24 protein-coding genes are annotated in these 25589 nt (G+C 76.3%); 11 read left to right on the forward strand and 13 right to left on the reverse strand.

Translation table 11 applies throughout. The features are described from left to right. The first annotated feature begins 87 nt into the window (after positions 1-87). Positions 88-1410: an MFS transporter gene (locus tag ACI79X_RS20510; protein WP_457027265.1), complete on the forward strand. Its 1323-nt coding sequence runs from the start codon at positions 88-90 to the stop codon at positions 1408-1410. Positions 1411-1513: 103 nt separating this feature from the next. Here the strand turns inward: ACI79X_RS20510 and ACI79X_RS20515 are convergent, their stop codons facing one another. Continuing rightward, entirely contained in the window at positions 1514-1858 is a 345-nt protein-coding gene (locus tag ACI79X_RS20515) for a hypothetical protein (protein WP_457027266.1), read from the reverse strand. 186 nt (positions 1859-2044) lie between these two features. On the opposite strand from ACI79X_RS20515, the gene yidD reads away from it, so the two are divergent. After that, on the forward strand, positions 2045-2536 hold the full coding sequence (gene yidD / locus ACI79X_RS20520; protein ID WP_457027267.1) for a membrane protein insertion efficiency factor YidD: 492 nt from the start codon (positions 2045-2047) through the stop codon (positions 2534-2536). Here the strand turns inward: yidD and ACI79X_RS20525 are convergent. The 3 genes from ACI79X_RS20525 to ACI79X_RS20535 all read right to left on the reverse strand — a co-directional run bounded on the left by ACI79X_RS20525 (position 2527) and on the right by ACI79X_RS20535 (position 6127). Continuing rightward, positions 2527-3657, reverse strand: a complete 1131-nt coding sequence (locus ACI79X_RS20525; protein ID WP_457027268.1) for a 5-methyltetrahydropteroyltriglutamate--homocysteine S-methyltransferase — start codon at positions 3655-3657, stop codon at positions 2527-2529. The two genes, yidD and ACI79X_RS20525, sit on opposite strands and share 10 nt — an antisense overlap. Before the next feature lie 88 nt (positions 3658-3745). After that, on the reverse strand, positions 3746-5485 hold the full coding sequence (locus ACI79X_RS20530) for a bifunctional metallophosphatase/5'-nucleotidase (RefSeq protein ID WP_457027269.1): 1740 nt from the start codon (positions 5483-5485) through the stop codon (positions 3746-3748). A gap of 90 nt (positions 5486-5575) precedes the next feature. Further along, a complete protein-coding gene (locus tag ACI79X_RS20535) occupies positions 5576-6127 on the reverse strand; it encodes a DUF1353 domain-containing protein (RefSeq protein ID WP_457027270.1) in 552 nt (183 codons plus the stop codon). Between the two features lie 304 nt (positions 6128-6431). Between ACI79X_RS20535 and ACI79X_RS20540 the strand changes: the two genes are divergently transcribed. Then, positions 6432-7442, forward strand: coding sequence for an iron-containing redox enzyme family protein (locus tag ACI79X_RS20540; protein WP_457027271.1), 1011 nt, complete (start codon positions 6432-6434; stop codon positions 7440-7442). Between the two features lie 111 nt (positions 7443-7553). Further along, the gene (locus ACI79X_RS20545; protein WP_457027272.1) at positions 7554-9113 is read left to right on the forward strand and encodes a methyl-accepting chemotaxis protein; all 1560 of its coding nucleotides are present in this window, start codon (positions 7554-7556) and stop codon (positions 9111-9113) included. An 87-nt stretch (positions 9114-9200) separates the two neighbouring features. Here ACI79X_RS20545 and ACI79X_RS20550 read toward each other — a convergent pair whose 3' ends face one another. The 5 genes from ACI79X_RS20550 to glnA all read right to left on the reverse strand — a co-directional run bounded on the left by ACI79X_RS20550 (position 9201) and on the right by glnA (position 15864). Then, positions 9201-9539, reverse strand: coding sequence for a CDGSH iron-sulfur domain-containing protein (locus tag ACI79X_RS20550; protein WP_457027273.1), 339 nt, complete (start codon positions 9537-9539; stop codon positions 9201-9203). Between the two features lie 43 nt (positions 9540-9582). After that, on the reverse strand, positions 9583-10389 hold the full coding sequence (locus ACI79X_RS20555) for an MIP/aquaporin family protein (RefSeq protein WP_457027274.1): 807 nt from the start codon (positions 10387-10389) through the stop codon (positions 9583-9585). Positions 10390-10508: 119 nt separating this feature from the next. Then, complete coding sequence (locus ACI79X_RS20560; RefSeq protein WP_457027275.1) at positions 10509-13604, reverse strand: bifunctional [glutamine synthetase] adenylyltransferase/[glutamine synthetase]-adenylyl-L-tyrosine phosphorylase; 3096 nt, start codon at positions 13602-13604, stop codon at positions 10509-10511. Position 13605: 1 nt separating this feature from the next. Then, entirely contained in the window at positions 13606-14343 is a 738-nt protein-coding gene (locus tag ACI79X_RS20565) for a type 1 glutamine amidotransferase (RefSeq protein WP_457027276.1), read from the reverse strand. A gap of 180 nt (positions 14344-14523) precedes the next feature. Continuing rightward, a complete protein-coding gene (gene glnA, locus ACI79X_RS20570; RefSeq protein WP_457027277.1) occupies positions 14524-15864 on the reverse strand; it encodes a type I glutamate--ammonia ligase in 1341 nt (446 codons plus the stop codon). A gap of 129 nt (positions 15865-15993) precedes the next feature. On the opposite strand from glnA, the gene ACI79X_RS20575 reads away from it, so the two are divergent. The 4 genes from ACI79X_RS20575 to panB all read left to right on the forward strand — a co-directional run bounded on the left by ACI79X_RS20575 (position 15994) and on the right by panB (position 19968). Beyond that, complete coding sequence (locus tag ACI79X_RS20575; protein ID WP_457027278.1) at positions 15994-16473, forward strand: N-acetyltransferase family protein; 480 nt, start codon at positions 15994-15996, stop codon at positions 16471-16473. An 80-nt stretch (positions 16474-16553) separates the two neighbouring features. Next, positions 16554-17165, forward strand: coding sequence for a DinB family protein (locus tag ACI79X_RS20580; RefSeq protein WP_457027279.1), 612 nt, complete (start codon positions 16554-16556; stop codon positions 17163-17165). Positions 17166-17302: 137 nt separating this feature from the next. After that, entirely contained in the window at positions 17303-19141 is a 1839-nt protein-coding gene (locus tag ACI79X_RS20585; RefSeq protein ID WP_457027280.1) for an NAD+ synthase, read from the forward strand. Then, positions 19138-19968: a 3-methyl-2-oxobutanoate hydroxymethyltransferase gene (panB, locus tag ACI79X_RS20590; RefSeq protein ID WP_457027281.1), complete on the forward strand. Its 831-nt coding sequence runs from the start codon at positions 19138-19140 to the stop codon at positions 19966-19968. The genes ACI79X_RS20585 and panB overlap by 4 nt, the downstream gene beginning before the upstream one ends. Before the next feature lie 64 nt (positions 19969-20032). On the opposite strand, the gene ACI79X_RS20595 is transcribed toward panB, so the two are convergent. Beyond that, positions 20033-20410, reverse strand: a complete 378-nt coding sequence (locus tag ACI79X_RS20595; RefSeq protein WP_457027282.1) for a DUF2784 domain-containing protein — start codon at positions 20408-20410, stop codon at positions 20033-20035. Positions 20411-20484: 74 nt separating this feature from the next. Here ACI79X_RS20595 and ACI79X_RS20600 point away from each other — a divergent pair, with 74 nt between their 5' ends. Further along, positions 20485-21600 carry a glycosyltransferase gene (locus ACI79X_RS20600; RefSeq protein WP_457027283.1) on the forward strand — a complete coding sequence of 372 codons (1116 nt, stop codon included), beginning with the start codon at positions 20485-20487 and terminating at the stop codon, positions 21598-21600. Here ACI79X_RS20600 and npdG read toward each other — a convergent pair. Genes npdG through ACI79X_RS20615 form a run of 3 tightly spaced genes read right to left on the reverse strand, consistent with a single transcriptional unit; the run spans position 21587 to position 23005 of the window. Then, a complete protein-coding gene (npdG, locus tag ACI79X_RS20605; RefSeq protein WP_457027284.1) occupies positions 21587-22288 on the reverse strand; it encodes an NADPH-dependent F420 reductase in 702 nt (233 codons plus the stop codon). The genes ACI79X_RS20600 and npdG overlap by 14 nt on opposite strands. Next, positions 22289-22474, reverse strand: coding sequence for a hypothetical protein (locus ACI79X_RS20610; RefSeq protein WP_457027285.1), 186 nt, complete (start codon positions 22472-22474; stop codon positions 22289-22291). It abuts the gene before it with no gap. Positions 22475-22534: 60 nt separating this feature from the next. Beyond that, positions 22535-23005, reverse strand: coding sequence for a cupin domain-containing protein (locus ACI79X_RS20615; RefSeq protein ID WP_457027286.1), 471 nt, complete (start codon positions 23003-23005; stop codon positions 22535-22537). Between the two features lie 85 nt (positions 23006-23090). Between ACI79X_RS20615 and ACI79X_RS20620 the strand changes: the two genes are divergently transcribed. Together ACI79X_RS20620 and ACI79X_RS20625 are read left to right on the forward strand one after the other, a co-directional pair. Further along, positions 23091-24248 carry a diguanylate cyclase gene (locus ACI79X_RS20620; protein WP_457027287.1) on the forward strand — a complete coding sequence of 386 codons (1158 nt, stop codon included), beginning with the start codon at positions 23091-23093 and terminating at the stop codon, positions 24246-24248. A gap of 50 nt (positions 24249-24298) precedes the next feature. Next, positions 24299-25588 carry a M24 family metallopeptidase gene (locus ACI79X_RS20625; protein WP_457027288.1) on the forward strand — a complete coding sequence of 430 codons (1290 nt, stop codon included), beginning with the start codon at positions 24299-24301 and terminating at the stop codon, positions 25586-25588. Position 25589: the final 1 nt, after the last annotated feature.

The following is a 25589-nucleotide window of genomic DNA, read 5'->3' on the forward strand; positions in this document are numbered from 1 at the left end:
GGTGGCCGGTCCCGCACCGGCCACCGGGACCCGCCCCAGCCGTACCCCCCATCCGTCGCACCCGACACCGTCGTCCCGGGAGACCCCATGTCCGCATCGACCACACCCGCTGCCGTCACCGCCCCACCGCCGGCAGCGCCGGTCGACCAGAGCCGGTTCCGCACCCTGCTCGGCGCCGGCGTCGGCAACACCCTCGAGTGGTACGACTGGAGCGTCTACGCGATCTTCGCGCCCTTCTTCGCCGCCCAGTTCTTCATCAGCGACGACCGGACCAGTGCGCTGCTCTCGACGCTGGCCATCTTCGCGGCCGGCTTCCTCATGCGGCCGATCGGCGGCTTCGTCTTCGGCTGGCTGGCCGATCGGCGGGGCCGCCGCTATGCGCTGACCACCTCCATGATCACCATGGCCCTCGGGAGCCTGCTCATCGGCGTCGCGCCCACGCACGCCACCATCGGCGTGTGGGCCGGCGCCGTCCTCCTGGTCGCCCGCCTGATCCAGGGGCTGGCGCACGGCGGGGAGATCGCGGCCTCCTACACCTACATCGCAGAGGTCGCGCCGCGCGCCCGCCGCGGCCTGTGGTCGACGAGCGTCTACGTCTCGGTGACCGCGGGCATCGTGCTGGCGTCGCTCATCGGGGCCGGGGCCTCCTCCGCCTTCGGCGAGGAGGCGCTCACCGACTGGGCGTGGCGCGTCCCGTTCCTCTTCGGCGGCATCCTCGCCGTCGTCGGCCTGTGGATGCGGCGCAGCTTGCAGGAGACCGAGGCGTACGCCGGTGAGGCCGGCCCGGTGATGCACAGCCGTCAGACCACCCGCCAGCTGCTGCGCGGTCTCGCGGAGAACCGGCGCAGCGTGGTGCGCATCCTCGGCCTGTCCGCCGGCGTCACCGTCGTCTACTACACCTGGGCCGTCGGCATCCCGGGCTTCGCGATCGCCAACCGGGGCGTCGACGCCACCGGCGGTCTGTGGGCCAGCGTCGCCGCGAACCTCGTCTTCATGGCGACCCTCCCGCTGTGGGGTCGCTGGTCCGACCGCTTCGGCCGCAAGCCGGTCTTCATCGCCTACGGCATCGCGTTCCTGGTGCTGACGTTCCCGCTGATGGCGCTCGTGGACGACTCGGCGGTCCGGTTGTTCCTCGTCATGTCCGTGGCGCTCTTCTTCCTCGGGGCCTTCGTCGGGATCATGCCCGCCTACTTCGCCGAGCTCTTCCCCACGCACGTGCGCGCCTCCGGCGTCGGCGTTCCGTACTCGCTGGTCGTCGCACTCCTGGGCGGGACGGCGCCCTACGTCCTGACCTGGCTGAACTCGATGGGCGTGGCCTGGATCTTCTCCGTCTACATGGTCCTCCTGGTCGGGGTCGGCCTGGTCACCACGCTGCTGACGCCGGAGACGAAGGGCAGCGACCTGCGCTGACCCGTCCTGCCGGCGCCCCGGGACCCGTCCGGTCCCGGGGGCGCTGCGCTCTCGGCAGGGTCCCGCGGCCGCCCCACCCGAGCCGCGCGACCGACCGCCGGGGTCAGGCGGCGTCGTCCTCCAGGACGGGCGCGTCCTCGAGGCCGACCATGACCTCGTTGGTCTGCAGGGTCACCAGCCACGCCAGCGCGTGGTCCTCGACCGGCTGCCCGGAGACCTGCGCGATGGCGTGCAGCTGCGCGGCGACCAGCCCGCGGGCGGCCTGGTAGACGTCGGCGGCGGTGACCGCCACGCCGAGCTCGGCCAGCCACAGCCGGCCGTCGGGCAGCACCCGCACCTCGGGCTGGGCGCCCACCTGCAGGTCGGCGGCCGCGCTGGTCAGCACGGACATGCCGGCGCGCAGCTCGGTGAGCCGGCGGCTGGGCCGGGGCGACGACGGCACGGACATCGGCTGCTCCCTCGGACGGGCCCGCGGGCCTCGGGTCGTGTCCTGGGAGTCGGCAGCCCGGCCGCGGGACCCGACCACCGGTGGGACGGCGGTGCACCCGTGGGGCGCGGGTGACGAACCGTTGCCGTCCCGACCCGCGCGCGCAGGCCTTCCGCGGACGGCGGCCGCCCTGCACGATGCCGCCTCGTGTCCAGCCTCCCCGGGTGCCGCCGCCGGAACCGCCGCTCGCGACGCCGGAAGAGCGGGTCCGACGGGTGCGACGGCTGCGACGGCTGCGAGAACGGCTGCGACGCCATCGGCCTGTTCTCGCTGCTGTGGCTGGCGCTGCCCGCCGCGCTGGCGACGCCCACGCCGGCCGGCACGCCGTGGGCGGCGCGCTGGCCGGCGCGGCTCGTCGTCGCCTACCGGGAGCGGGTCAGCCCGGCCCGCCCGCCGTGCTGCGTGTTCACCCCGACCTGCTCCACCTACGGCCTGCAGGCGCTGCGCTCCCACGGCCTGCTGCGGGGCGCGCTGCTCACGGCGCGGCGGCTGCGGCGCTGCGGACCGGGCGCGGGCGGCCACGACCCGGTGCCGCCCGCCCGGGCCCAGGTCCTGTCCCGGGCCCCGTCTCAGGCCCCGTCCCAGGCCCCGTCTCAGGCCCCGTCCCAGGCCCCGTCTCAGGCCCCGTCTCAGGCGTAGCCCCACACCTCCTGGGCGACCTCGACGACGAGCGCGAGCTTCGCGACCTGCTCGTCGCGGGTCAGCGCGTTGCCCTCGACGGTCGAGGAGAACCCGCACTGCGGTGAGAGCGCCAGCTGCTCCAGCGGCACGAACCGGGACGCCTCGTCGATGCGCCGCTTGAGGTCGTCCTTCGACTCGAGCTCCGCGCGCTTGGTCGTCACGAGGCCCAGCACCACGCGCTTGCTCGGCGGGACGAAGCGCAGCGGCTCGAAGCCGCCGGAGCGGGCGTCGTCGTACTCGAGGAAGAAGCCGTCGACGTCCAGGCCACCGAACAGCGCCTCGGCGACGAAGTCGTAGCCGCCCTCGGCCACCCACGAGGAGCGGAAGTTGCCCCGGCACATGTGCGTGGTGACCGTCAGCCCCTCGGGCCGGCCCGCCAGCGCGGCGTTGATCTGCCGGATGTAGCGCTCGTGCTGGTGCTCGGCGTCGCGGCCCTGGGCGGCGAGCTCGGCGCGCTGGGCGGGGTCGTTGAGGTAGGCCAGGCTGGTGTCGTCGAGTTGCAGGTACCGGCAGCCGAGCGCCGCCACCCCGCGCACCTGCTGCGCGTAGGCCGCCGACAGCGCGTCCCAGAAGGCGTCCTCGTCGGGGTAGACCGCCGGGTCGATCGCGGCCGCGCCGCCGCGGTAGTGGACCATCGACGGCGAGGGGATCGTGAGCTTCGCCGTCTGCCCCTCCCCCACCTGCGACTGCAGGTACGCGAGGTCGGCGCCGAAGACCGGCTCCCCGATCGACAGCGGCCCGTCGACGCGCAGCCCGGCCGGGGTGAAGTCGATCGTCCCGTCGGCGTTGCGGAAGTGGACGACGATGTCCTCGCCGGTGACCTTGCTGATGCCGTCGATGGCGTAGATGAAGTCCATGTGCCACGAGGCGCGGCGGAACTCGCCGTCGGTGGCGGTGCGCAGGCCGACGTCGCCCTGCAGCCGGATGACGTCGGCGATCGCCGCGTCCTCGACGCCGCGCAGCTCGGCGTCGTCGATCTCCCCGGCGGCGCGCCGGGCGCGGGCCTCGAGCAGCGCGGGCGGGCGCAGCAGGCTGCCCACGTGGTCGGCGCGGAACGGGGGTCCGGAGGCGTCGGTCATGTCCGCGAGCCTCGCGCAGGACGGCCCCGGACGCGCGCCGGCGGCGGCCCTCCGGGGAGGACCGCCGCCGGCGGCGGGGGTGCGGGGATCAGGCGGTGGCGGTGATGCGGTCCAGCGCCGGGGCCGCGACGGGCGAGTTCGCGCCGAGGTAGGCGGTGAACGCGTCCAGGTCGATCGGGCCGGTGACCGCCCCGGTCGCGCCGGTCAGGACGGAGAAGCCGTCCCCGCCGCCGGCGAGGAAGTTGTTCACCGTGACCCGGTAGGTGCCGGTGGCGACGACCGGCTGCCCGCCGAGCCGCACGGACTCGTCGACGACGCGGGTACCGGTGCAGGGGTCGGCCCCCGCGGCGGCGGTCGCACCGGACGCGGACACCTGGTAGGTGACCCCGGCCGAGGCGTAGAGGACCCGCCCCACCTGGAACTGCTGTTCCAGCAGGCACTGCACCTGCGCGCCGGTCAGGTCCAGCGTCACCAGGTTGTTGGCGAAGGGCTGGACGGTGAAGGCCTCCTCGTAGGTGACCTCCCCGGCCCCCAGGTCGGCGCGCACGCCGCCGGGGTTCATGAACGCCGCGATGGCGCCGGCCTCGTCGTCGGTCGCCGCGAGCTGGGCGTCGGCGATGACGTTGCCCAGCGTGGACTCCGCACCGGACAGGAGGGGCTCCTGCTGCCGCGTGAGGTCGGTGGCCACGGTGCCGACGACCTCGCTCGCGATCGGGCCGAGGGCCTCGCGGTAGCGGGCGATGAGGGCGGTCTGCGCCGGGTCGGCCGGGACCCCGCGCTCCACGACCACGTTGTCGACCCGCGTCCGGTCGCGGATCACGTCGCCGGTGCGCTTGTCCACGGTGAGGTCGATGTCGGTGACCAGCCGGCCGTTGCTGCTCGCGCTGCTGACGACCTTGCCGTCGATCGTGCAGTTGTAGGCCTGGTGGGTGTGGCCGCTGACGACGACGTCGATGGCGTCGGACATGCCGGTGGCGATGTCGACGATCGGCCCGGTCAGGCCGTTGCAGCCGTCGACGTCCCACGCGTTCGGGCCGCTCTGGACCCCGCCCTCGTGCAGCAGCACCACGATGGTCTCGACGCCCCGGGCCTGCAGCTCGGCGGCGTAGCGGTTGGCGGTCTCGACCTCGTCGCGGAACTCGAGGCCGGCCACGCCCTGCTGGCTGACGATCTGGCTGGTGCCCTCGAGCGTCATGCCGATGAAGCCGACCTTGACGCCCTGCACGTCATGGATCGCGTACGGGTCGAGCAGCGGCTGCCCGGTCTCGGTGACGAAGGCGTTGGCCGACAGGTACTGGAAGTCCGCGCCCGCGTACGGGGTGCCGTCGGCGCAGCCGTCGACCGGGTGGCAGCCGCCGTTCTGGATGCGCAGCAGCTCGGCGGCGCCCTCGTCGAACTCGTGGTTGCCCACGCTGGCGTAGTCGAGGCCGGCCAGGCCGAGCGCCTCGATGGTCGGCTCGTCGTGGAAGGCGGCCGACAGCAGAGGCGAGGCGCCGATCAGGTCGCCGGCCGCCACGGTGATCGTGTTCTGCTTGCGCTGTTCCGCGGCCAGCTGCTGGAGCTGGGTGGCGAGGAACTCGACGCCGCCGGCGTCCACGTTCCGCGCGGTGCCGTCGGGGTTGACCCCGACCTGGACGCGGCCGCCGGACCCCGTCGGCGGCTCGAGGGCGCCGTGGAAGTCGTTGAGGGCCAGCAGCTGGATCTCGACCGGCTTCGGCCCGTTCGGGGCGGCGGCTGCCGGGGCGAGGGCGGCGGCGACGACCATGCCGGTCATCGCCGTCGTCACGGCCGCGGCGACGGTGCCGCGGCGCAGGACGGAGGGGCTCATGCGGAGGACTCCCAGGGTCTCTGGAGGAGGGACGCCGGCCATTGCACCCGCGCCCGGTGACGGGAGTGTGACGGACCGGTACACCTCTCGTCACCCAGGAGTGCCGGATGCGTTCCGCCGCCGGGTCCACGGCCGCACGCCGTCGTCGCCGGACACCAGCCGCTCCAGCCCGGCGTAGACGGCCAGCCCCGGGACGGCGAGCAGCGACGGCGGCAGCACCAGCGGCGCGGCGAGCACCGAGATGGCCAGCACCCCGGGCGCCGACAGCAGCCACCCCGGCCGCCGCTCGGCGTCGGCGAGGGCACCCCAGCGCACGCCGGTCCACATCAGCCAGCGCAGCAGCACCGGGACGCCGGCCTCCCGCATCGCCCGCCGGAACAGCCCGTCCGCCTCGCGGGCGGTGACCGCGCGGGTGCGGATGCCCACGGTGCACAGCCAGTCGTGCAGCACCGCGGCGAGCGTGTAGCGGCCGGACTCCGGCACCAGCCAGAGCACCGGCCGCGGCACGCTCGCCAGGTCGGTGGCGAACCCGGCGGGGACGACGAACCGGTCGCGCCGGCCGAGGTAGGTCAGCGGCTCGGCGAGCGTCCAGCCGTCGGCGCCGGAGGTGCGGAGGACCGCGGCGGGCGGGTCGAAGGGCACGCCGCGATCCTGCCGCCGGACCCCGGACGCCGGGACTCAGCCCCGCGGCCGGGCCGCACCCTCCGCGCGGGTGGCCGGACGGCGGGCGGCGATCGACCGCGCCGGCGACGGTGATCTCCAGCCCGTCGAGGATCCACGCGGCCCCCAGGGCGGCCACCATCCGGGTGTGGAAGGGCGACCAGGGCAACCGGTCGATCCGCGCGGGGATGGGGCCGCGGATGGCACCGGGCGCCTCCGCGGGCCTGTGCGGCATCCCATCGCGCGCGGTGCATCGAAGGCGCGCGGGCTGGGCATGGGCGGGGACATGCGCCTTCCCCAGCCCCGGGGCCCCCTGACCACCGCACTGCACGACGACCTGCTGGCCGGCGAGGTCTCCGCCGCCACCGTCGAGCTCGCCCGCGACACCGCCGGGGCGTCGGCCGACCCCCTCCTCGACGACGACCTGCAGCTGGCCCTCGCCGTCTGCTACGAGCTCCACTACCGCGGCTTCGACGGCGTCGACGACGCCCTCGAGTGGGACCCCGACCTGATCGGCGTCCGCGCCCACCTCGAGCGCCGTCACCTGGCCGCGCTGCGCGCGCTGACCGGCCCGGTGCCCGCCGGTGACGACCCCGTCGACCAGCAGCTCACCGCGCTGATCGCCGCGGACGACGGCCCCTCGCTCTCGCGGTACATGGCCCGCAGCGGCACCGAGGAGCAGTGGCGCGAGTACCTCACCCTGCGGTCGGTCTACCACCTGAAGGAGGGCGACCCGCACACCTTCGCCATCCCGCGGATCGGCGGCCGCGCCAAGGCCGCGATGGTGGAGATCCAGGCCGACGAGTACGGCGGCGGGGCACCCGAGCGCATGCACAGCGAGCTGTTCGCCGGGATGATGCGCGACCTCGGCCTCGACGCCGGCTACGGCGCGCTCTGGGACGCCGCCCCCGCCGTGGCGTTCACCTCGGTCAACACCATGTCGCTGTTCGGGCTGCACCGGCGCTGGCGGGGCGCGGCGCTCGGGCACCTCGCCTGCGTGGAGATGACCTCCTCCGAGCCCAGCCGCCGCTACTCCTCCGGGCTGCGCCGCCTCGGCCACGACGAGCACACGACGGTCTTCTACGACGAGCACGTCGAGGCCGACGCCGTCCACGAGCAGATCGCCTCGGTGGACATGTGCGGCTCGCTGGTGGCCGAGGACCCCGCGCTCACCGGCGACGTGCTCTTCGGGGCGGCGTGCTCGCTCGCGGTCGACGGGCTCACCGCCACGTACCTGCTCGGCGCCTGGGAGTCCGGCCGTTCCGCGCTCCGCGAGGAGGCGGCGCTGGCCGTCTGAGTCCGGCATCGGGGAGGTCACCCGGCTGCACATCGGTTGCGCGCTGCCGATCCTCTGGGCGCACGGACGGTGGGGAGCAGCTCCCGCCGGTCACGACCTCCGGAGGACCCCATGTGGCGGCGCACCGACCCGGCCCCGGCCGGCCAGCCTGCGGCGCAGCAGGCGATGCCGCGTGACGTCGAGACGCTGGAGAAGGTGGTCGAGGCCCTCGACGGCGGCGTCTCCACCGTCCTCGACGCCCACGTCACCGTCGTCCGCACGATCGTCGAGACCTGCGGCCTCGGCTACGGCGCCGTCTGGCTGCCCGACGGCGCGGGCGCGTTCGTCCTGGCGTGGGAGGGCGGGCCGCTCACCCGGGCGATGTCCGCCACCTGGCCGCGCGACGGCCGGCTGACCGAGATCGCCGGCATGGGCGGCCGCGCCCTGCGCGAGCGGAAGACCGTCCACCTGACGCAGGCCCCCGCCGGCCGCGGCCAGTGCGTCCGGTGGGAGACCGCCTGGGCGGCCGGCGCGCGCGAGGGCGCGTTCTTCCCCGCCGTCGACGACGGCCAGGTCACCGCCGTCCTCGAGGTGCACAGCGCCGACGAGCTGCCCTTCTTCGGCGTCCGCAGGGAGAAGTGGCGCGCGATCAGCCGGCTGCTGTCGCACGCCCGCCGGGCCGCCCTGGCCACCACTGCGCTCAAGGAGACGCTCGACGACCGGGTCGCCGTCACCACCGTGGTGACCGAGATCGGCGCGGCCCGCGACGAGCAGAGCGCGCTGCGCAGCGCGCTGGACACGGTGCGCACCGCCTTCGGCTGGGCCTACGGCTCCTTCTGGGCGCTCGACGAGGCCGAGGGCGTGCTGCGCTTCTCGACCGAGTCCGGCTCGGCCGGCGAGGAGTTCCGCGAGGTCACCCTCGCCGCCAGCTTCGCCGAGGGCGTGGGCCTGTCGGGCCGGGCGTGGAAGCGGCGCGAGCTGGTCTTCGTCCGCGACCTCGCCGAGGTCACCGACTGCGTGCGCCGGCCGGCCGCGCAGCGGGCCGGCGTCAAGTCCGGCGTCTGCTTCCCCATCACCGTGGGCGGCCGGGTCATCGGCACCATGGACTTCTTCGTCACCGAGACCGTCGAGCTGTCGGAGTCGCGCCTGGACGCGCTGCGCAACGTGCAGCAGCTGGTCAGCCAGCGGCTGGACACCCTCCGCCGGTCGGAGGCCGACGCCCGCCGCTCGCAGGAGCTGCTGGAGAGCGTCGACCGGCTGCGCGAGGCCGCCTCGGCCGCCGGCGAGGTGGCCACCAGCGCCGTCGCCCAGGCCTCGACGATGACCACCGAGGTGGCCACCCTGACCGAGGCGTCGACGTCGATCGGCGAGGTCATCCGGATCATCTCCGGCATCGCCGACCAGACCAACCTGCTCGCCCTCAACGCCACCATCGAGGCCGCCCGCGCCGGCGAGCTCGGCCGCGGGTTCGCCGTGGTGGCCAGCGAGGTCAAGGACCTGGCCCGGGAGACCGCGGCGGCCACCCAGCAGGTGTCCGACCAGATCGCCGGGATCCAGGCCAGCAGCGAGCAGGTCACCGCCGGCATCCACGCCACCAGCGACGTGATCGGCCGCCTCGACGCGGTGCAGGCGCGGATCACCGACGTGCTCGAGGAGCAGGTCCGGATGGCGCGCTCCATCCAGGCGCACTGAGCGACGGGCCCACCTGGGGTCGGGCGGCGCGGACCGGGCACGGGGGCCGGTCCGCGCCGCCCGTCCCCAGGTGGACCCGCGGCGCACTCAGGCCGGGTCGGGGCGCCGGCGCTCGCGCAGGATCGCCGCCGCGGGACGCGGCCGGCTCGGCGCGCTCGGCGCGGAGAAGCCCGAGCGCTTGTGCGTGCCGTCGCAGAACGGCTTGATGCCCGACTTGCCGCACCGGCACAGCGCCACTGTCCTGCGCCCGGGGTCGATCTCGGTGCCGTCCTGGTCGACCAGCCGGAAGTCGCCGCGCACGATCAGCGGCCCGTCGCGGTACGGCGTGATGGTGGCACCGGCAGCGGCGTCGCCGGTCGGGTCGCCGGGCGACTCGGCGCCGGACGGGTCGGCGTCGGGCGGGTCGGCGGGCAGGGCTGAGCTCACGCTCCCAGCGTGCCCCGCCCGGCCGGCCCGCACACCCGCCGGGTCACACGGGCCGGCGCCCGGCGTCCTCCCGCCCGGCGGTGCGCTGCTCGGACGCGGCGGCCGACGGCACGTCGGCGCCGGTGCCGTCGGCCACGGCCGCGGGTGCGGCGGTCCCGCCGGCGGTGACGGGAGCCGGGCCGGACAGGGCCCGGGCGGCGGCCACCGCCACCACGGCGCCGACCAGCGGCGCGAGCACGAACAGCCACACGTGCGCGAGCGGGTCGCCGCCGGCGAACAGAGCCGGGCCGAGGGAGCGCGCGGGGTTGACCGACGTGCCGGTGAGCGGGATGGCCACCAGGTGCACCGCGGTGAGCGTCAGGCCGATGGCCAGCCCCGCGAAGCCCGGGGCCGCCGAGCGGCCGGTCACGAGCAGGACGACCAGCACGAGGACGAAGGTGAGGACCGCCTCGACGATGAACGCGCCACCGGCGGTGACGGGATCGCCCCAGTCGTTGGCGCCCAGCGCGCCGGTCTGGTCGGTCACCCCGCCGACGTCGCCGGTCAGCAGCCACAGCAGCGCGGCGCCGGCGATCGCGCCGGCCACCTGCGCGATCCAGTAGGCGACCGCCTCGGCGGCGGTCATGCCGCGCGAGAGCAGCACGCCGAGCGTGACGGCGGGGTTGACGTGGCAGCCGGAGACCGGGCCGATGGCGTAGGCGAGGGCGAGCAGGACGAACCCGAAGGCGAGCGCCACGCCCGTCGGTCCGAGCAGGTCGAGGCCGGCCACGGCCGACCCGACCGCGACGACGACGAGCAGCGCGGTGCCGAGGAACTCCGCCAGGACCTGGCGGGTGAGCGTCGGGGACACGAGTCCTCCACGGGGACTCACCGCAGCCACTCCCCCGCGCCGGGCCGGATGCCGGCTGCGCTGCGGGCCTGGGACAGGCTGCCAGCGCCCGCGCACGGCGCGCCAGGGGCCCCGGCGTGTCAGGCGCCGGGGACCTGCCCGTAGAAGACCTGCTCGACGACGGTCCGCGCGTGCCGGGTGGTGCGCCGGTAGTCGTCGAGGAACTGCCCGGGGTCGACGTCGGGCCCGGTGCCGCTGGCCCGCGCGACGCCGGCGAGCTCGAGACCGGGCCGGGGCAGTTGGTCGCTGGGCCGCCCGCGCACCAGGAAGACGGCGTTGCGGGCCCGGCTGGCCAGCTCCCACGCCTCGCGCAGCGCGTCGGCCTGCTCGCCGGTCAGCAGGTCGTGCGCGGCCAGGACCGCCAGCGCGCCGACCGTGGACGCCTGCCGCAGCTCCGGCACCCGCGCCGCGTGCTGCAGCTGGAGCAGCTGCACGGTCCACTCGACGTCGGCGAGCCCGCCGCGGCCGAGCTTGGTGTGCGTGGCCGGGTCGGCGCCGCGCGGCAGCCGCTCGCGCTCCACGCGGGCCTTGATGCGGCGGATCTCGGCGACCTGCGCGTCGGTGAGCCCCTCGGCGGGGTAGCGCAGCGGGTCGACCAGCTCGACGAACGCCCGGCCCAGCTCGGCGCTGCCGGCGACGGGGGTGGCGCGCAGCAGCGCCTGCACCTCCCACACCGACACCCAGCGCTCGTAGTACTCGCGGAACGCGTCGAGGCTGCGCACCAGCGCGCCCTGGCGGCCCTCGGGGCGCAGGTCGGCGTCGACCTCGAAGGCGGGGTCGGGCGCGGGCTCGCCGAGCAGCCGCCGCAGCGTGTGGGCGACGGCGTTGGCCGCCTGCGCCGCCCGAGACTCCTCCGTGCCCGGCCGCGCCCGGTGCACGAACAGCACGTCGGCGTCGGAGCCGTAGCCCATCTCGCCGCCGCCGAGCCGGCCCATGCCGATGACGGCGAGCTCCATCGGGACGTCGGCGGGGTCGGTGCCGGTCTCCCGCACCCAGGCGCGGACGGCGGTGTCCAGGCCCACCTGCAGCGTGGCGACGGCGACCGCGGTGAGCGCCTCCCCCACCCGGACGACGTCGAGGCGGCCGAGCAGGTCCGCCGAGGCGATGCGCAGCAGCTCCTGGCGGCGCAGCCCGCGCAGCACCCGGATGCCGGCCTGCGGGTCGGGCGCGCGGCCGGCCGCCTGCCGCCAGGCGCGGGCCAGCGTCTCGACGCCGCGGGGCTCGAGCTCGTCGTCGTCGGCGAGGATCCGCATCGCCTCGGGCGTGCGGGTGAGCAGCGCGGCCACGTACTGGCTGGACCCGAGCAGCCGGGCCAGCCGCTCGGCGACGGAGCCCTCGTCGCGCAGCAGCCGCAGGTACCACTGGTCGCCGCCCAGCGCCTCGCTCACCTGCCGGTAGGCGAGCAGGCCGGCGTCGGGGTCGGCGCAGTCGGCGAGGGTCTGGAGCACCACCGGCAGCAGGTAGCGCTGCATGGACGCCGACCGGGACAGCCCGCCGGTGAGCGCGGCCATGTGCCGCAGCGCCCCCTGGGGGTCGGCGAAGCCGAGCGCGCGCAGCCAGTCGCCGGCGGCCTTGCTGCCGAGCTGCGCGGCCTCGGCCGGCACCTTGGCCACCGCCGACAGCAGCGGCCGGTAGAAGAGCTTCTCGTGCAGCCGCCGCACCTCGCGGGTGTGCAGCGCCATCTCGGCGCGCAGCACGTCGACGGCGGTGCCGCGGGCGTCGGGCTTGTAGCCGAGCGAGCGGGCCAGCCAGCGCAGCTGCTGCTCGTCGGTGGGCAGCAGGTGGGTGCGCCGCAGCCGCAGCAGCTGCAGCCTGTGCTCGACGGTGCGCAGGAAGCGGTAGGAGGCGATGAGCGTGTCGGCGTCGTCGCGGCCCACGTAGCCGCCGGCGCGCAGCGCGTGCAGGGCGGGCAGCGTGCCGCCGACGCGCAGCCGCGCGTCGACCCGGCCGTGCACCATCTGCAGGAGCTGGACGGCGAACTCGACGTCGCGCAGGCCGCCGCGGCCGAGCTTGATCTCCCGGTCGGCCTGCGCGGGCGGGATGTTCTCCTCCACCCGCCGGCGCATCGCCTGCACGTCGGCGACGAACCCGGGGCGCTCGCCGGCCTGCCAGACCATGGGGAACAGCTCGTCGACGTAGGCGCGGCCGAGGTCGGGGTCGCCGGCGACCGGGCGCATCTTCAGCAGTGCCTGGAACTCCCAGGTGCTCGCCCACTGCCGGTAGTAGGCGACGTGGTTGGCCAGCGTCCGCACCAGCGCGCCGGCCTTGCCCTCGGGGCGCAGCGCGGCGTCGACCTCCCAGGCGGCCTCGTGGCAGATCCGCATGAGCGCGGCGGCCACCCGGGTGGCGCTCTGCACGGCCGGCGCCTCGGGGTCGCTGGGGTCGACCGGCTCGGCGACGAACACGACGTCGACGTCGCTGACGTAGTTGAGCTCCCGCCCGCCGGTCTTGCCGAGCGCGATGACCGCCAGCCGGCAGGCGGCGGCGCTCGCGGGCTGCTCGGCGACGGCCAGCGCCAGGCCGGCGGTGAGCACCGCGGCGGCGATGTCGGCCAGCTCGGCGGCGACGTCCTCGGCGGGCAGCCCCTCCCCCAGGTCGCGCCCGGCGAGGGACAGGACGGCGCGGCGGTAGGCCGCGCGGAGGGCCGCGACGCGCTGCGGCGAGGCGTCGGGGGCGGCCTTCCCGAGGCGGACGCCCCAGGGCGGGTCGTCGGGGTCGGCGCCGACCGCGGCGAGCATGTCCCGCTCGATCGCGTAGGCGGCCGGGCGGACCGGGCCGTGGTCCTCGTCGTCGAGGACGGCCCAGTCGGCGGGGTGCGCCGCGAGGTGGTCGGCGAGGCCGGCGCTGGCGCCCAGCAGCGACAGCAGCCGGCTGCGCAGCGCGCCCGAGCCGCGGAGCCGGGCGAGCAGGCCCGCGGCGGCGCCGCCGGTGTCGTCGGCGGCGTCGAGGGCCTCGACCAGGCGCGACAGCGATCGGACGGCGAGGTCGGGGTCGCCGGCGCGGGCGAGCGCGGAGACGACCGGGCCGGCCTCGGGGTCGGCGGGCTCGTTGCGGTCGAGGTCCCACAGGCCGAGGGCCGGGTCGGAGAGCAGCAGCGCCGCCTTCTCGCCGTCCTCGAAGCCGAAGCGGGCCAGCCGCACCACCGCGCGGCGCGGCACCTCCCGGGCGGCGGTCACGTCAGACGGTGGCGCCGCGGGCCGCGCGGACCAGGTCGGCGAAGCGGGCGGCGAAGGGTGCCCAGACCGCCTCGACGTCGGGGTGCACGGCGGCGGCGCGCTCGGCGACCTCCGCGGCGTCGAACGGGGTGGCGGCCACGCCGACGGGGTCGCCGTCGGCCCACGCGCGGACGATCTCCGGCGTCGTCTCGACGTGGAACTGCAGCGCGTAGCAGGCGCGGCCCACACGGAAGGCCTGGTGCGGGTAGCGCACGCCGGCCGCGAGCAGGGTGGCACCGGGCGGCAGCTCGCTGATCTCGTCGTGGTGCCACTGGACGACGTCGGGGCTCAGCGGCACGGGGCCGAACAGCGGGTCGGTCTCGGCGGCGTCGCGCTTGGCGACCAGCCCCGCGCCCACCTCGGGGCCGTCGACGCCGACCCGCACCCGCCCGCCGCCGGCCTGCGCCACGAGCTGCGCGCCGAGGCAGATGCCCAGCGCCGGGGCGTCGGCGGCGATGGCCCGGCGCAGCAGCTCCCGCACGGGCTCGAGCTCGGTCGCGGCGTCGTCGACGCTGGACTGCGGGCCGCCCATGACCAGCAGGCCGTCGTGCTGCGAGAGGTCCTCGGGCAGGGCGTCACCGGCGCCGAGGTGGCGCTCGTCGAGCTCGAGGCCCGCGGCGCGCAGCCACTCCCCCAGCCGGGCGGGCGGTGCGGTGTCGCTCGGGACGACGACGAGCAGGCGGGCGGCGGTCTCCGGCACGGTGCCGAGGTTAGTGCGCCGCCGTCCCCCGGCCCGTCAGGCGCCGTCCGCGCCCCACCCGGCCGCAGTGCGGGTGTTCCTCGAGGGTCGCCGGTCCTGCAGCACCGGCAACCCACGAGGAACCCCGTCGATCCGCCGCGGCCGGGCCCCCCGGGAGGGCCCTCGTAGCGCTGTCGGCTCCTAGAGGCCGGGGAGGTAGCGCTTGAGCTCGAAGGGCGTCACGTTCTGGCGGTAGGAGTTGAACTCCTCCCACTTGTTGCGGAGGAAGAACTCGAACACGTGCTCGCCGAGGGTCTCCGCGACCAGCTCGCTGCCCTGCATCGCGGTCAGCGCCTCGCCGAGGGACACCGGCAGGTCCTCGTAGCCGGCGGCGCGGCGCTCGGTGTCGGTGAGCGACCAGACGTCGTCCTCGGCCTCCGGCGGCAGCTCGTAGCCCTTCTCGATCCCGCGCAGCCCGGCGGCCAGCAGGACGGCGAAGGTCAGGTACGGGTTGCACGCGGAGTCCGGCGAGCGGACCTCCACCCGCGCCGACTGCGCCTTCGACGGCTTGTACGACGGCAGCCGCACCAGCGCCGAGCGGTTGGCCCGGCCCCAGGTGGCCGCCGTCGGCGCCTCGGTGCCGGCCAGCAGCCGCCGGTAGGAGTTGACCGTCTGGTTGGTGACGGCGGTGAACTCGCGCGCGTGGGTGAGCAGCCCGGCGATGAACTGGCGCCCGGTGGTCGAGAGCTTGATCGGGTCGGACGGGTCGTGGAAGGCGTTGCGGTCGCCCTCGAACAGCGACACGTGGGTGTGCATCGCCGAGCCCGCGAGGTCGGTGAACGGCTTGGGCATGAAGGTGGCGTGCACGCCCTGGGCGAGCGCCACCTCGCGGACGACGTGCCGCAGCGTCATCACGTTGTCGGCCATCGACAGCGCGTCGGCGTAGCGCAGGTCGATCTCCTGCTGGCCGGGCGCGACCTCGTGGTGGCTGAACTCCACCGAGATGCCCATGGCCTCGAGCGCGAAGACCGCCTCGCGCCGGAAGTCGTGCGCCACGTTGTGCGTGGACAGGTCGAAGTAGCCGCCGTTGTCGGCGGGCCGGGGCGCGCTGCCGTCGGTGGGCAGGTCCTCGAGGAGGAAGAACTCGACCTCGGGGTGGGTGTAGAAGGTGAAGCCCATGTCGGCGGCCTTCGACAGCGTCCGCCGCAGCACGTGCCGCGGGTCGGCCCACGACGGCGACCCGTCGGGCAGCGTGATGTCGCAGAACATCCGCGCGGTGTCGCTGGCGCCGCCCTTGGTCGCCGGCATCACCTGGAAGGTGCCGGGGTCGGGCTTGGCGAGCATGTCCGACTCGTAGACGCGCGCGAAGCCCTCGATGGCCGAGCCGTCGAACCCGATGCCCTCGGCGAAGGCGGCCTCGATCTCGGCCGGCGCCACCGCCACGGCCTTGAGGTAGCCCGAGACGTCGGTGAACCACAGCCGCACGAAGCGGATGTCGCGTTCCTCGAGGGTGCGCAGGACGAACTCCTGCTGTCGGTCCATGCTGGCCATGATCGGGTCCGCTCGTTTCCGGGGTGTGACGTCGCCGCGCACAGCCTGCCCGGTCCGGGCCGCTCGCACACGGCCGCCCCGCCGGGGACGTGCCCGCCGCCGTCCCGACGAGGAGGACCCGTGACCCCCGACCCGCTCCTGACCGTCCGCCGCGCCGGGCCCGGTGACGCCGACGTCGTGCTCGCCCTCGTCCGCGAGATCGCCGCCCACGAGGGCGACGTGTCCGACGTCCGGAGCACGGCCGGGACCTGGGCGGCGATGCTCGCCCGGCCGGACGTGCTGGTGCTGGTCGCCGAGCGCGCCGGCGAGGCGGTCGGGTACGTCTCCGCCGTGCGCCGGTTGCACCTGTGGCTGGGCAGCGACGTCCTCGCCCTCGACGACCTCTTCGTCCGCGACGGGCACCGCGACACCGGCGTCGGCCGGTCCCTCATGACCGAGCTGGCACGGCTGGCCACCGCCGAGGACCTCGTCGTCCGGTGGGAGGTGCGCGAGGACAACGCCGCCGCGCAGCGGCTGTACCGCCGCCTGGGGGCGCGGCTGTGGCCGAAGGTCGTCGCCTGGTGGCCTCCGGAGGCCCAGCGCGCGCTGCTCGGGGACTGAGCCGGCCTGGCAGGATCCCGGCGGGCGGCGGCCGTCCTGCCGCTGGTGGCCCCGGCCGGCGGTCGGCGAGGCTGCCCGTCGTGACGACGACGGTGACGCCGGCCTCGACGACGGCCCCCACGACGGCCCCCACGACGGCTCCCACGACGACGACCACCACGACGACCACCACGACGCCCGCCCCCGGGCCGGTGGCCGCCGCCGCGACCGCGCTCGCCACGCAGCAGGACCGCGTGGCCGCCCTCCTGGCGCGGGCCGATGGGCGTGCCCTGCGGCTGTCCCCGGCGGCGCGCCGCCGCCTGGTCGGCCTCGGGCACTTCCCCGCCTACGCCGCCGAGCTGGACTGGACGCCGCACGAGGTCGCCGGCCACCTGCGCGACAGCGCCCGGGTCTTCGCCGGCCGCATCCGGCGGATCGGCGCGGAGGACCGCCCGGCGCTGCCCGACTTCGTCCCCGACGAGCCCGGCCGGGTCGCCGGCTACCGCGCCACCCCGCCGGCGGTGCTGCTCGCCGAGGTGGCCGCCGCCCAGGCGGAGCTGCTGCGGGCGGTCAGGGCGGTGCGGCCCGACCGGCTCGGCGCCGTCGGCGTGCACGAGGTCGACGGCCCGGTCTCCCTCGCCGACCTGCTCGCCTTCCTGCCGGGCCACCAGCGCGACCACGCCGAGCAGCTGGCCGCCCTCGTCGACGGCTGAGCCGGCCGCCGTGGCTCCGCGGCGGAGGGGCTCGGCGTCGTCCGGCTCGTCGTGGCGTCCGCGGTCGACCCCTGGATGTGTCGGCCGTCACACGGCCTGCCTGCCCCCCGTACCCGGGCCGGGACGAGGATGACGCCGTGGACGGTTCCGTGCAGCTGAGGGTCGCGATGGCCCAGGTCGACACCCGCGTCGGCGACCTGGAGGGCAACGCCGCACTCGTCGTCGAGTGGTCCCGCAGGGCGGCCGACGACGGCGCGCACCTCGTGGTGTTCCCCGAGATGACGCTCACCGGCTACCCGGCCGAGGACCTGGTGCTCCGCGAGTCCTTCGCCGAGGCCAGCGAGCGGGCGCTCACCGACCTCGCGGCCACCCTCGACCGCGAGGGCCTCGGCGGGCTCGCCGTCGTCGTCGGGTACCTGGCGCACACCGAGGGCGCCGCCACCGTCGACACCGCGCCCAGCGACGAGGAGACCCTCGACGAGGAGCGGCCCGGCGACGCCAACCCCCGCCGCATCCAGCCGCGCAACGCCGCCGCCCTGCTGACCGGCGGCCGCGTGGTGGGCCGCTACGCCAAGCGGCACCTGCCCAACTACGGCGTCTTCGACGAGGCGCGCTACTTCGTGCCCGGCACCGAGCTGCAGGTGGTGCGCTTCCGCGGCGTCGACGTCGCGCTCACCATCTGCGAGGACCTCTGGGTCGAGGGCGGCCCGTGCGGCGTGGCCGGGCAGGCCGGCGTCGACCTCGTCGTCTCCCCCAACGCCTCCCCCTACGAGCGGGCCAAGGACGACCTGCGGCTGCCGCTGGTGCGCCGCCGCGCGGCCGAGGCGAACGCGCCGGTCCTGTACTGCAACCAGGTCGGCGGGCAGGACGAGCTGGTCTTCGACGGCGACTCGCTGGCCGTCTCCGCCGACGGCGAGCTGCTCGCCCGCGCGCCGCAGTTCGTCGAGCACCTGCTCTGCGTCGACCTCACCCTCGACCGCGGCCGGGTGGCCCAGCGGCGCGAGGGCCGGATCGGGCCGATGACGGTCACCCGCACCGTGCTCTCCGAGGAGCCGGTGCCGGCGTTCGAGCCGCGGGCCGGGCACGTCGCCGACCCGCTGAGCGACCCGGAGGAGGTCTGGCGGGCGCTCGTCCTGGGCCTGCGCGACTTCATCGACAAGAACGGCTTCCCGTCGGTGGTGTTCGGCCTCTCCGGCGGCATCGACTCCGCGCTGGTCGCCGCGCTGTCGGTGGACGCCCTCGGCGCCGACCGGGTGCACGGCGTGGCGCTGCCGTCGCGGTGGTCGAGCGAGCACTCGCTGTCCGACGCCGAGGACAGCGCCCGGCGGCTGGGCCTGCACTTCTCCACCGTGCCGATCGCGCCGATGGTCGACGCCTTCGAGTCGCAGGTGGACCTGAGCGGGACGGCGGCGGAGAACCTGCAGGCCCGCATCCGCGGCACGCTGCTCATGGGGCTGTCCAACCAGCACGGGCACCTGCTGCTGGCCACCAGCAACAAGAGCGAGGTCGCCGTCGGCTACTCGACGCTCTACGGGGACGCCGCCGGCGGGTTCGCCCCCATCAAGGACGTGCCCAAGACGCTGGTGTGGGAGCTGGCCCGCTGGCGCAACGCGTACGCCCGGGACCGCGGCGAGACCGAGCCCATCCCGCAGAACTCCATCGACAAGCCGCCGTCGGCCGAGCTCGCGCCCGGGCAGAAGGACAGCGACTCGCTGCCCTCCTACGAGGAGCTCGACGCCGTCATCGCCGACTACGTCGACCGCGACCTCGGCATGGCCGCCCTCCTCGAGCGAGGCCACGACCCGGAGGTGGTGGCGCGGGTGCTGCGGCTGGTGGACATCGCGGAGTTCAAGCGCCGGCAGTCCGCCCCCGGCACCAAGATCAGCCTCAAGGCGTTCGGCCGCGACCGGCGCCTCCCCATCACCAACCGCTGGCGGGAGAGCCTGCCCAGCGTCCGCGAAGGAGCCCAGGCGTGAGCGAGTCGGTGCTGTACGGCGGGACGTCGTCCGCCCGGGTGCGCATCCACCACCTGCAGCAGGCCAAGGCGCGCGGCGAGAAGTGGGCGATGCTGACGGCCTACGACACCTACAGCGCGCGGGTGTTCGAGGAGGCCGGCATCCCGGTGCTGCTCGTCGGCGACTCGGCGGGCAACGTCGTCCTCGGGCACTCCTCGACCGTGCCGGTGACGGTCGAGGACCTGCTGCTCCTGACCAAGGCCGTCACCCGCTCGACGACGCGCGTCCTGGTCGTGGCCGACCTGCCCTTCGGCAGCTACGAGTCCGGTCCGCAGCAGGCGTTCGAGACGTCGGTGCGGATGATGAAGGAGGGCGGCGCGCAGGCGGTCAAGCTCGAGGGCGGGGCGCGGGTCGCGCCGCAGATCCGGATGCTCACCGAGAACGGCGTCCCGGTGATGGCGCACGTCGGCTTCACGCCGCAGAGCGAGCACGCCCTCGGCGGCTTCCGGGTGCAGGGCCGCGGCGCCGGCGCCGAGCAGCTGCTCGCCGACGCGCTCGCGGTGCAGGAGGCCGGCGCGTTCGCCGTCGTCCTGGAGATGGTGCCCGCCGACGTCGCCCGGCGGGTGACCGAGGAGCTGTCCATCCCGACCATCGGCATCGGTGCCGGCCCCGACACCGACGCGCAGGTGCTCGTGTGGCCGGACATGGCCGGCCTCAACGGCGGCCGGGTGCCGAAGTTCGTGAAGAGGTACGCCGACCTGCGCGGGGAGCTGCTCCGGGCGGCCCGCGAGTACGCCGACGAGGTCCGCGGCGGCGTCTTCCCCGGCCCGGAGCACTCCTTCGAGTAGGCCCGCGCCACGGTGATGTGCGCTCGCGGCGCGTTCCGGGCCGGGGATGCGCCGCGACCGCACGTCACCGACGCAGCGGTCGGCGCCGGAGGCCCGAGCGCCGCAGCAGCAGGCCGTAGCCGAGCGCGTTGAGGCCCAGCGCGACGGCGTACGTCCCGACCTGGACGGCGGTCGAGCGGACGTCGAGCCCCACCGGGCCGAACACGAACTGCCCCAGGAAGCCGCCGTCGTAGGGCGGCGCCCCGCCCCGGGCCCGCAGCGCGAGCTCCAGCGTGGTCAGCGGGCAGGGCGCCCCGGCCAGGTTGACGGCGAGCACGGCCAGGGCCACCGGGGCGTGCAGCGCCACCAGCCGCGGCTCCCGGAGGGCCAGCAGCGACCCGGTGAGCATGAACAGGACGACGGCGCCGTGCAGCACCGCCACCGCGCCCGCGACCACCAGCACGGCCCCATGGTCGCGTGCGCAGCAGCGCGGGGGAACGCCTTGTGCGGCCCGGGGACCGCGGCCAGCCTGACCGCGTGCGCGTCCTCGTCGTCGCCTCGCCCCTGACCGGCCACGTCCTGCCGCTGGTCCCCCTCGCGCTGGCGATGCGCGACGCCGGCGCCGGGGTGGTGCTGGCCACCGCCGGTGACGGCGTGGCCGCCTGCCCGCCCGAGCTGTCGCCGGCCGACGTCGCCCCCGGGCTCCGGCTCGGCCCGCTGTTCGGCTCGCTGGTGCTGCGCCACCCGCTGCTCGCCCGCCGCGAACTGGCCGGCCGGGGCGGCACCGACGTCGTCGGGCTGCTGTTCGGCCGGCTCGGTGCCCGCACCGCCCGCGGCGTCGTCTCGCTGGCCGCCCGCCTGCGGCCGCACCTCGTGGTGCACGAGCCGCTCGCCCCCGCGGGGGCGGAGGCGGCCGCCCGGCTCGGTGTCCCGGCGGTACTGGTGGAGGGCAACCTCTTCGACGCCGGGGTGCTGCGCGACGCGGCCCTCCGCGTGCACGCGCGCGCCCGCCGGCTCGGCGAGCTCCCGCCGCCGGTGGAGGTGGTCACCACCGCGCCGCCGAGCGTGGTCGGCGAGCGCGCGGGCCGGCCGATGCGCTTCGTCCCGTGGTCGCCGGAGCGGGACGTCGACGAGCGGTTCACCCGGCCCGGGCCGCGGCCGCGGGTGCTGGTCAGCCGGAGCACCGTCTCCTCCCCCGGCCGTGACCGGCTGATGTCCGACGTCGCCGCCGCGGCCGCCGGCACCGGCCTCGAGGTCGTCCTGGTCCGGCCCGACCGCGAGGCCACCCGGCGCCCGCTGCCGCCGGAGGTCACCACCACCGGCTGGCTGCCCTTCCCGCGGGTGCTGCCGGCCGCGGCGGGCGTCGTCCACCACGGCGGCGCCGGCACCCTGCTCACCGCGCTGGCCGCCGGGGTGCCGCAGCTGGTGGTCCGCTGCGCCGGCGACCGGCGGACCAACGCCGACCTGCTCGCCGCCCGCGGCGCCGGGGTGGCCGTCGACCCCGGCGAGGTGACCGGCACGCACCTGCGGCGGCTGGCCGGCGACCCGGCCCTGGCCGCCGCGGCCCGCGAGGTCGCCGCCGAGATGGCCGCCATGCCGGCACCGGCGGAGGTGGCGCCCGCGCTGCTGGAGCGGGGCCTCAGACGTCGGTGACGCGCAGCCCCGCCGCCGCGCCGTAGCGCTCGTCGACCGCGCCGAGCACCACGGCCATCGCCTCCAGGTGCCGCGCGTTGCGCAGCGGCCCGGCGTACACGCCGCGCATCCCCGGCAGCCGCCCGGCGAGTGCCTGCGCGGTGGCGGTGGCCGCGGGGTCGTCGCCGGCCACGAGCACGTCGGCGTCGACGGTGGGCCGGGCGAGGTCCGCGAGCGGCATCACCGGCACGGTGTGGAACGCCCCGACGACGGCGGAGTCGGGCAGCAGCGCGGCGGCCTGCTGCGCGGCGCTGCCCTCGGCGACGTCGACGAGGTACGTCCCGAGGTCGTCGGTGCCCAGCGGGACCACCGCGTCGACGACGACCTTGCCCGCGAGCGCCTCGGCCAGGCCGGTCAGCGTGGCCGCGTGGTCGGCGAAGGGCACGGCCACGACCACCAGGTCGGCCGCGCCGGCGACGTCGGCGTCCGCGCCGCCCCGCACGGACACCTCCCCGCCGCCGGCCGCGGCCGCGAGCCCGGCCACCTCGGCGGCGACGGCGCGGGCGCGGTCGGCGTCAGGGTCGCCGAGCAGCACCCGCTGCCCGGCGGCGGCCAGCCGCGCCGCCAGCCCGCGCCCCAGCGGCCCGGTGCCCCCGAGCACGCCGACGAGCAGGTCGTCCACCGGCCGGTCGGCAGCCGCGGAGGTCACTCAGTCACCCTCCCGCCACTCGCGGTCCTCGGCGTCGAGGCGCTCGTTGCGCTCGGCGACCGACTGCAGCGCGTGCTCGGCCTCCTCGCGCGTCGCGTACGGGCCGAGCCGGTGCCGTTCGGCGCAGCCGTCGCGGGTCTCCACGGCGTGGTGCTTCAGGCAGTAGAACCACGGTCCCTGCGCCATCGCGGCGCACCTCCTCGTCTCGGTGTCTCGCGAGGAGCCGTGCCCAGCCGGTCCCCGCGCTCAACCCTCCACCATCACCTGGTCGTGACGCGCGTAGAACGCCGTCATCTCCTCCGGGGAGGGCTGCCGGCCGCTGCGGCGCATCTCGGCCATCTCGGCGAAGAACTCCTCGCGGGCGATGCCGGGCGTGAACAGGATGAGGAAGGACACCGGCTCGTCGGAGTCGTTGCGGAAGCCGTGGACGCCGCGCTCGTGGGCGAGCGCGAAGTCGCCCGGGCCGCAGGTGCGCCACCCGTCGCCGGCGTAGAGCGTGAGCGCGCCGGAGAGCACGTAGAAGGACTCCGAGAAGGTCTGGTGGTAGTGCGGCGCGGCGCCGGGCGAGTGCGGGCCGAGCCGGTACTCGACCAGCCCGAACCGGCCGGCCGTCGCCTTCCCGGGGGCCACCATCCGCAGGGCGGCCGCGCCGGCCTCGGCCAGCGGGTGGTCGGCGAGCAGCCGGACGTCGACGAGTGCGGGGTCGGGATGCGACATGCCGGGCAGCCTGGCACCGCCGGGCGTGTCGCGGACCACGCGCGCGACCGCCCACCAGCGCCCTGACGTGCGGCATCCTCACGCCGTGACCTCCGACCGACGCTCCGTCACCGGCGACGCAGCGCCCGCCCGCGGTGGGTCCGCCGGCTCCGACCACCGGGTCACCGCACTCGCGCTCGCGGTGCTGCTCGTGGTCGGCGGCGGCATGGGCCTGCTGAACCTGGCGCTCGACGGCGTCGTCCGCGAGGGCACCGTGCGCTGGACCTACGGCCTCACCATGGCCACGCTCCTGCTGGCCGCCCTGGTGCTCGCGGTGCGCCGCCGCGTCGACCGCTGGTCGACCTTCGGCCTGGTGCTGCTCGGCCAGGTCATCTACGCCGTCGTGGCGCTGTGCGTCGAGGACCCGGTGCGGCACGCGACGCCGATGATGCTGCTGTTCGTCACGCTCACCGCCGCCTGGTTCCTGGACGGCTGGATGTTCGCCGTCTCGCTCGCGGTCACGCCGGTGTCGGTGCTCGTGGCCATGGTCGGCAGCTATCCCGACCGGGTCGACCTCGCCGTCCAGGTCGTCGTGCACGCCGGCATGCTCGACGTCGTCGCCACCGGGGTGTTCCTGCTGCGCCGCCGCGTGGAGCGGCTGCTCGTGGCCACCGAGGAGCTCTCCCAGCGGGACCCGCTCACCGGGCTCGCCAACCGCCGCCACCTCGTGGAGCAGGCGCCGCGGCTGTGGCGCCACGCCCGCCGCGAGGGTCTGCGGGTGGCCGCGCTGGTCATCGACCTCGACCACTTCAAGCAGGTCAACGACGTGCACGGGCACGCCGCCGGCGACGCCGTGCTCCGCGCGGTGGCCGGGGCCCTCGGCGACAGCGTGCGCCCCAGCGACGTGCTGGCCCGGCTCGGCGGCGAGGAGATGGTCGTCCTCGGGCTGGTCGGCGACCCGGCGGAGGCCGGCCGGCTCGCCGAGCGGCTGCGGCACGCGGTGTCCGCCGCCCGCACCGGGGCCGGCCACGCCGTCACCGCCTCGATCGGCGTCGCCCTCACCCGCCCCGCCGACGGCGACGACGCCGCCGCCGAGCTGTGGTGGCTGGTCGACCGGGCCGACGCCGCGATGTACGCCGCCAAGCAGGGCGGCCGCGACCGGGTGGCCTGGCCGGCGCCGCCGCGGCCGCGCCCCGCGCCGCCGGCCGAGCGCGTCGACCCGCCGACGGTCCCCGGCCCGGCGCTGCCCTCCGACGCCGGCTGACCTCTCGTCCCACCCGGTGGGGACGGCGTTTCTCTGCTTCCCTGTTCTGCATGACGCTGGTGGTCCCCGACCCGACGCGGACGGTGCCGCTGCCCCTGCGGGAGCAGGCCGACGTCCGCGACCGGTGGCTGACCCAGCGCCTGCTCGACCTGCTGCCCGGGCTCATGGACCGCGCCGGCATCGACCTGTGGATCGTCACCGGGCGGGAGAACAACGAGGACCCGGTGCTCGCCACCCTCCTGCCGGCCAGCTGGCTCTCGGCGCGGCGGCGCACCGTCCTCGTCCTGCACCGCAGCGACGACGGCGTCACGCCGGTCGCTGTCTCGCGCTACCCGGTGGGCCAGTTCCTGCCCGGCTGGTCCCCCGGTGACGGCGGGCAGTGGTCCGCCGTCCGGCGCATCGTCGAGCAGGCCGCGCCGCGCCGGATCGGCGTCGACGTCTCGGCCCGCTGCGCGGCCGCGGACGGGCTGTCGGTCGCCGAGCACCGCGCGCTCACCGAGGCCCTGGGCCCGTGGGCCGAGCGGGTGGTGTCGGCGGAGGACCTCGTCGTCGGCTGGCTGGAGACGCGGCTGCCCGAGGAGGTCGCCGCCCTCGACGCGCTCAACCGGCTCACCGACCGGGTGCTCGCGCAGGCCCTGTCCCCCGACGTCGTCGTCCCGGGCAGGACGACGGCGGCCGACCTGGCCTGGGCGGTGCACCAGCGCCTGGCCGACCTCGGGGTGCCGCCGTGGTTCCACCCCGGGGTGACCGTGCAGCGGGCCGGCGTCCCGCTGGCCGACGAGGGCGGCATCGCGCTGCCGGCGCTGCCCCAGGACACCGCGCTGCGGCCGGGCGACCTGGTCACCTGCGACGCCGGCCTGGCGAGCCTGGGCCTGGCCACCGACCTGCAGCGCAGCGCCTACCTGCTGAGGGAGGGCGAGACCGCGCCGCCGCCGGGGCTGCAGGCGGCCTGGACCGCCGGCACCCGGATGCGCGCGCTCACCGCGGAGGCGCTCCTGCCGGGGCGCACCGGCAACGAGGTGCTCGCCGCCGCCCGCGCCGCCGCGGCCGCCGAGGGGCTCGACGCGGAGGTCTACTCCCACCCCGTCGGCGTGCACGGGCACGGGGCGGGTCCGGCGATCGGCCGCTGGGACGGGCAGGACGGCGTCCCCGGCGACGGCGACCGGGTGCTGCACCCGGCGACCGTCTTCGCCCTCGAGCTGGCCGTGCGCGTGCCGGTCCCCGAGTGGGGCGGGCACTGCGTGCGCCTCGCGCTGGAGGAGGGCGTCGAGCTGACGCCCACCGGCACGGTGTTCCTCGGCTCCCCGCAGCGGGAGCTCTGGACGCTGCCGGCCGGCTGAG

This window comes from Geodermatophilus sp. SYSU D01119 (genome assembly GCF_054049975.1).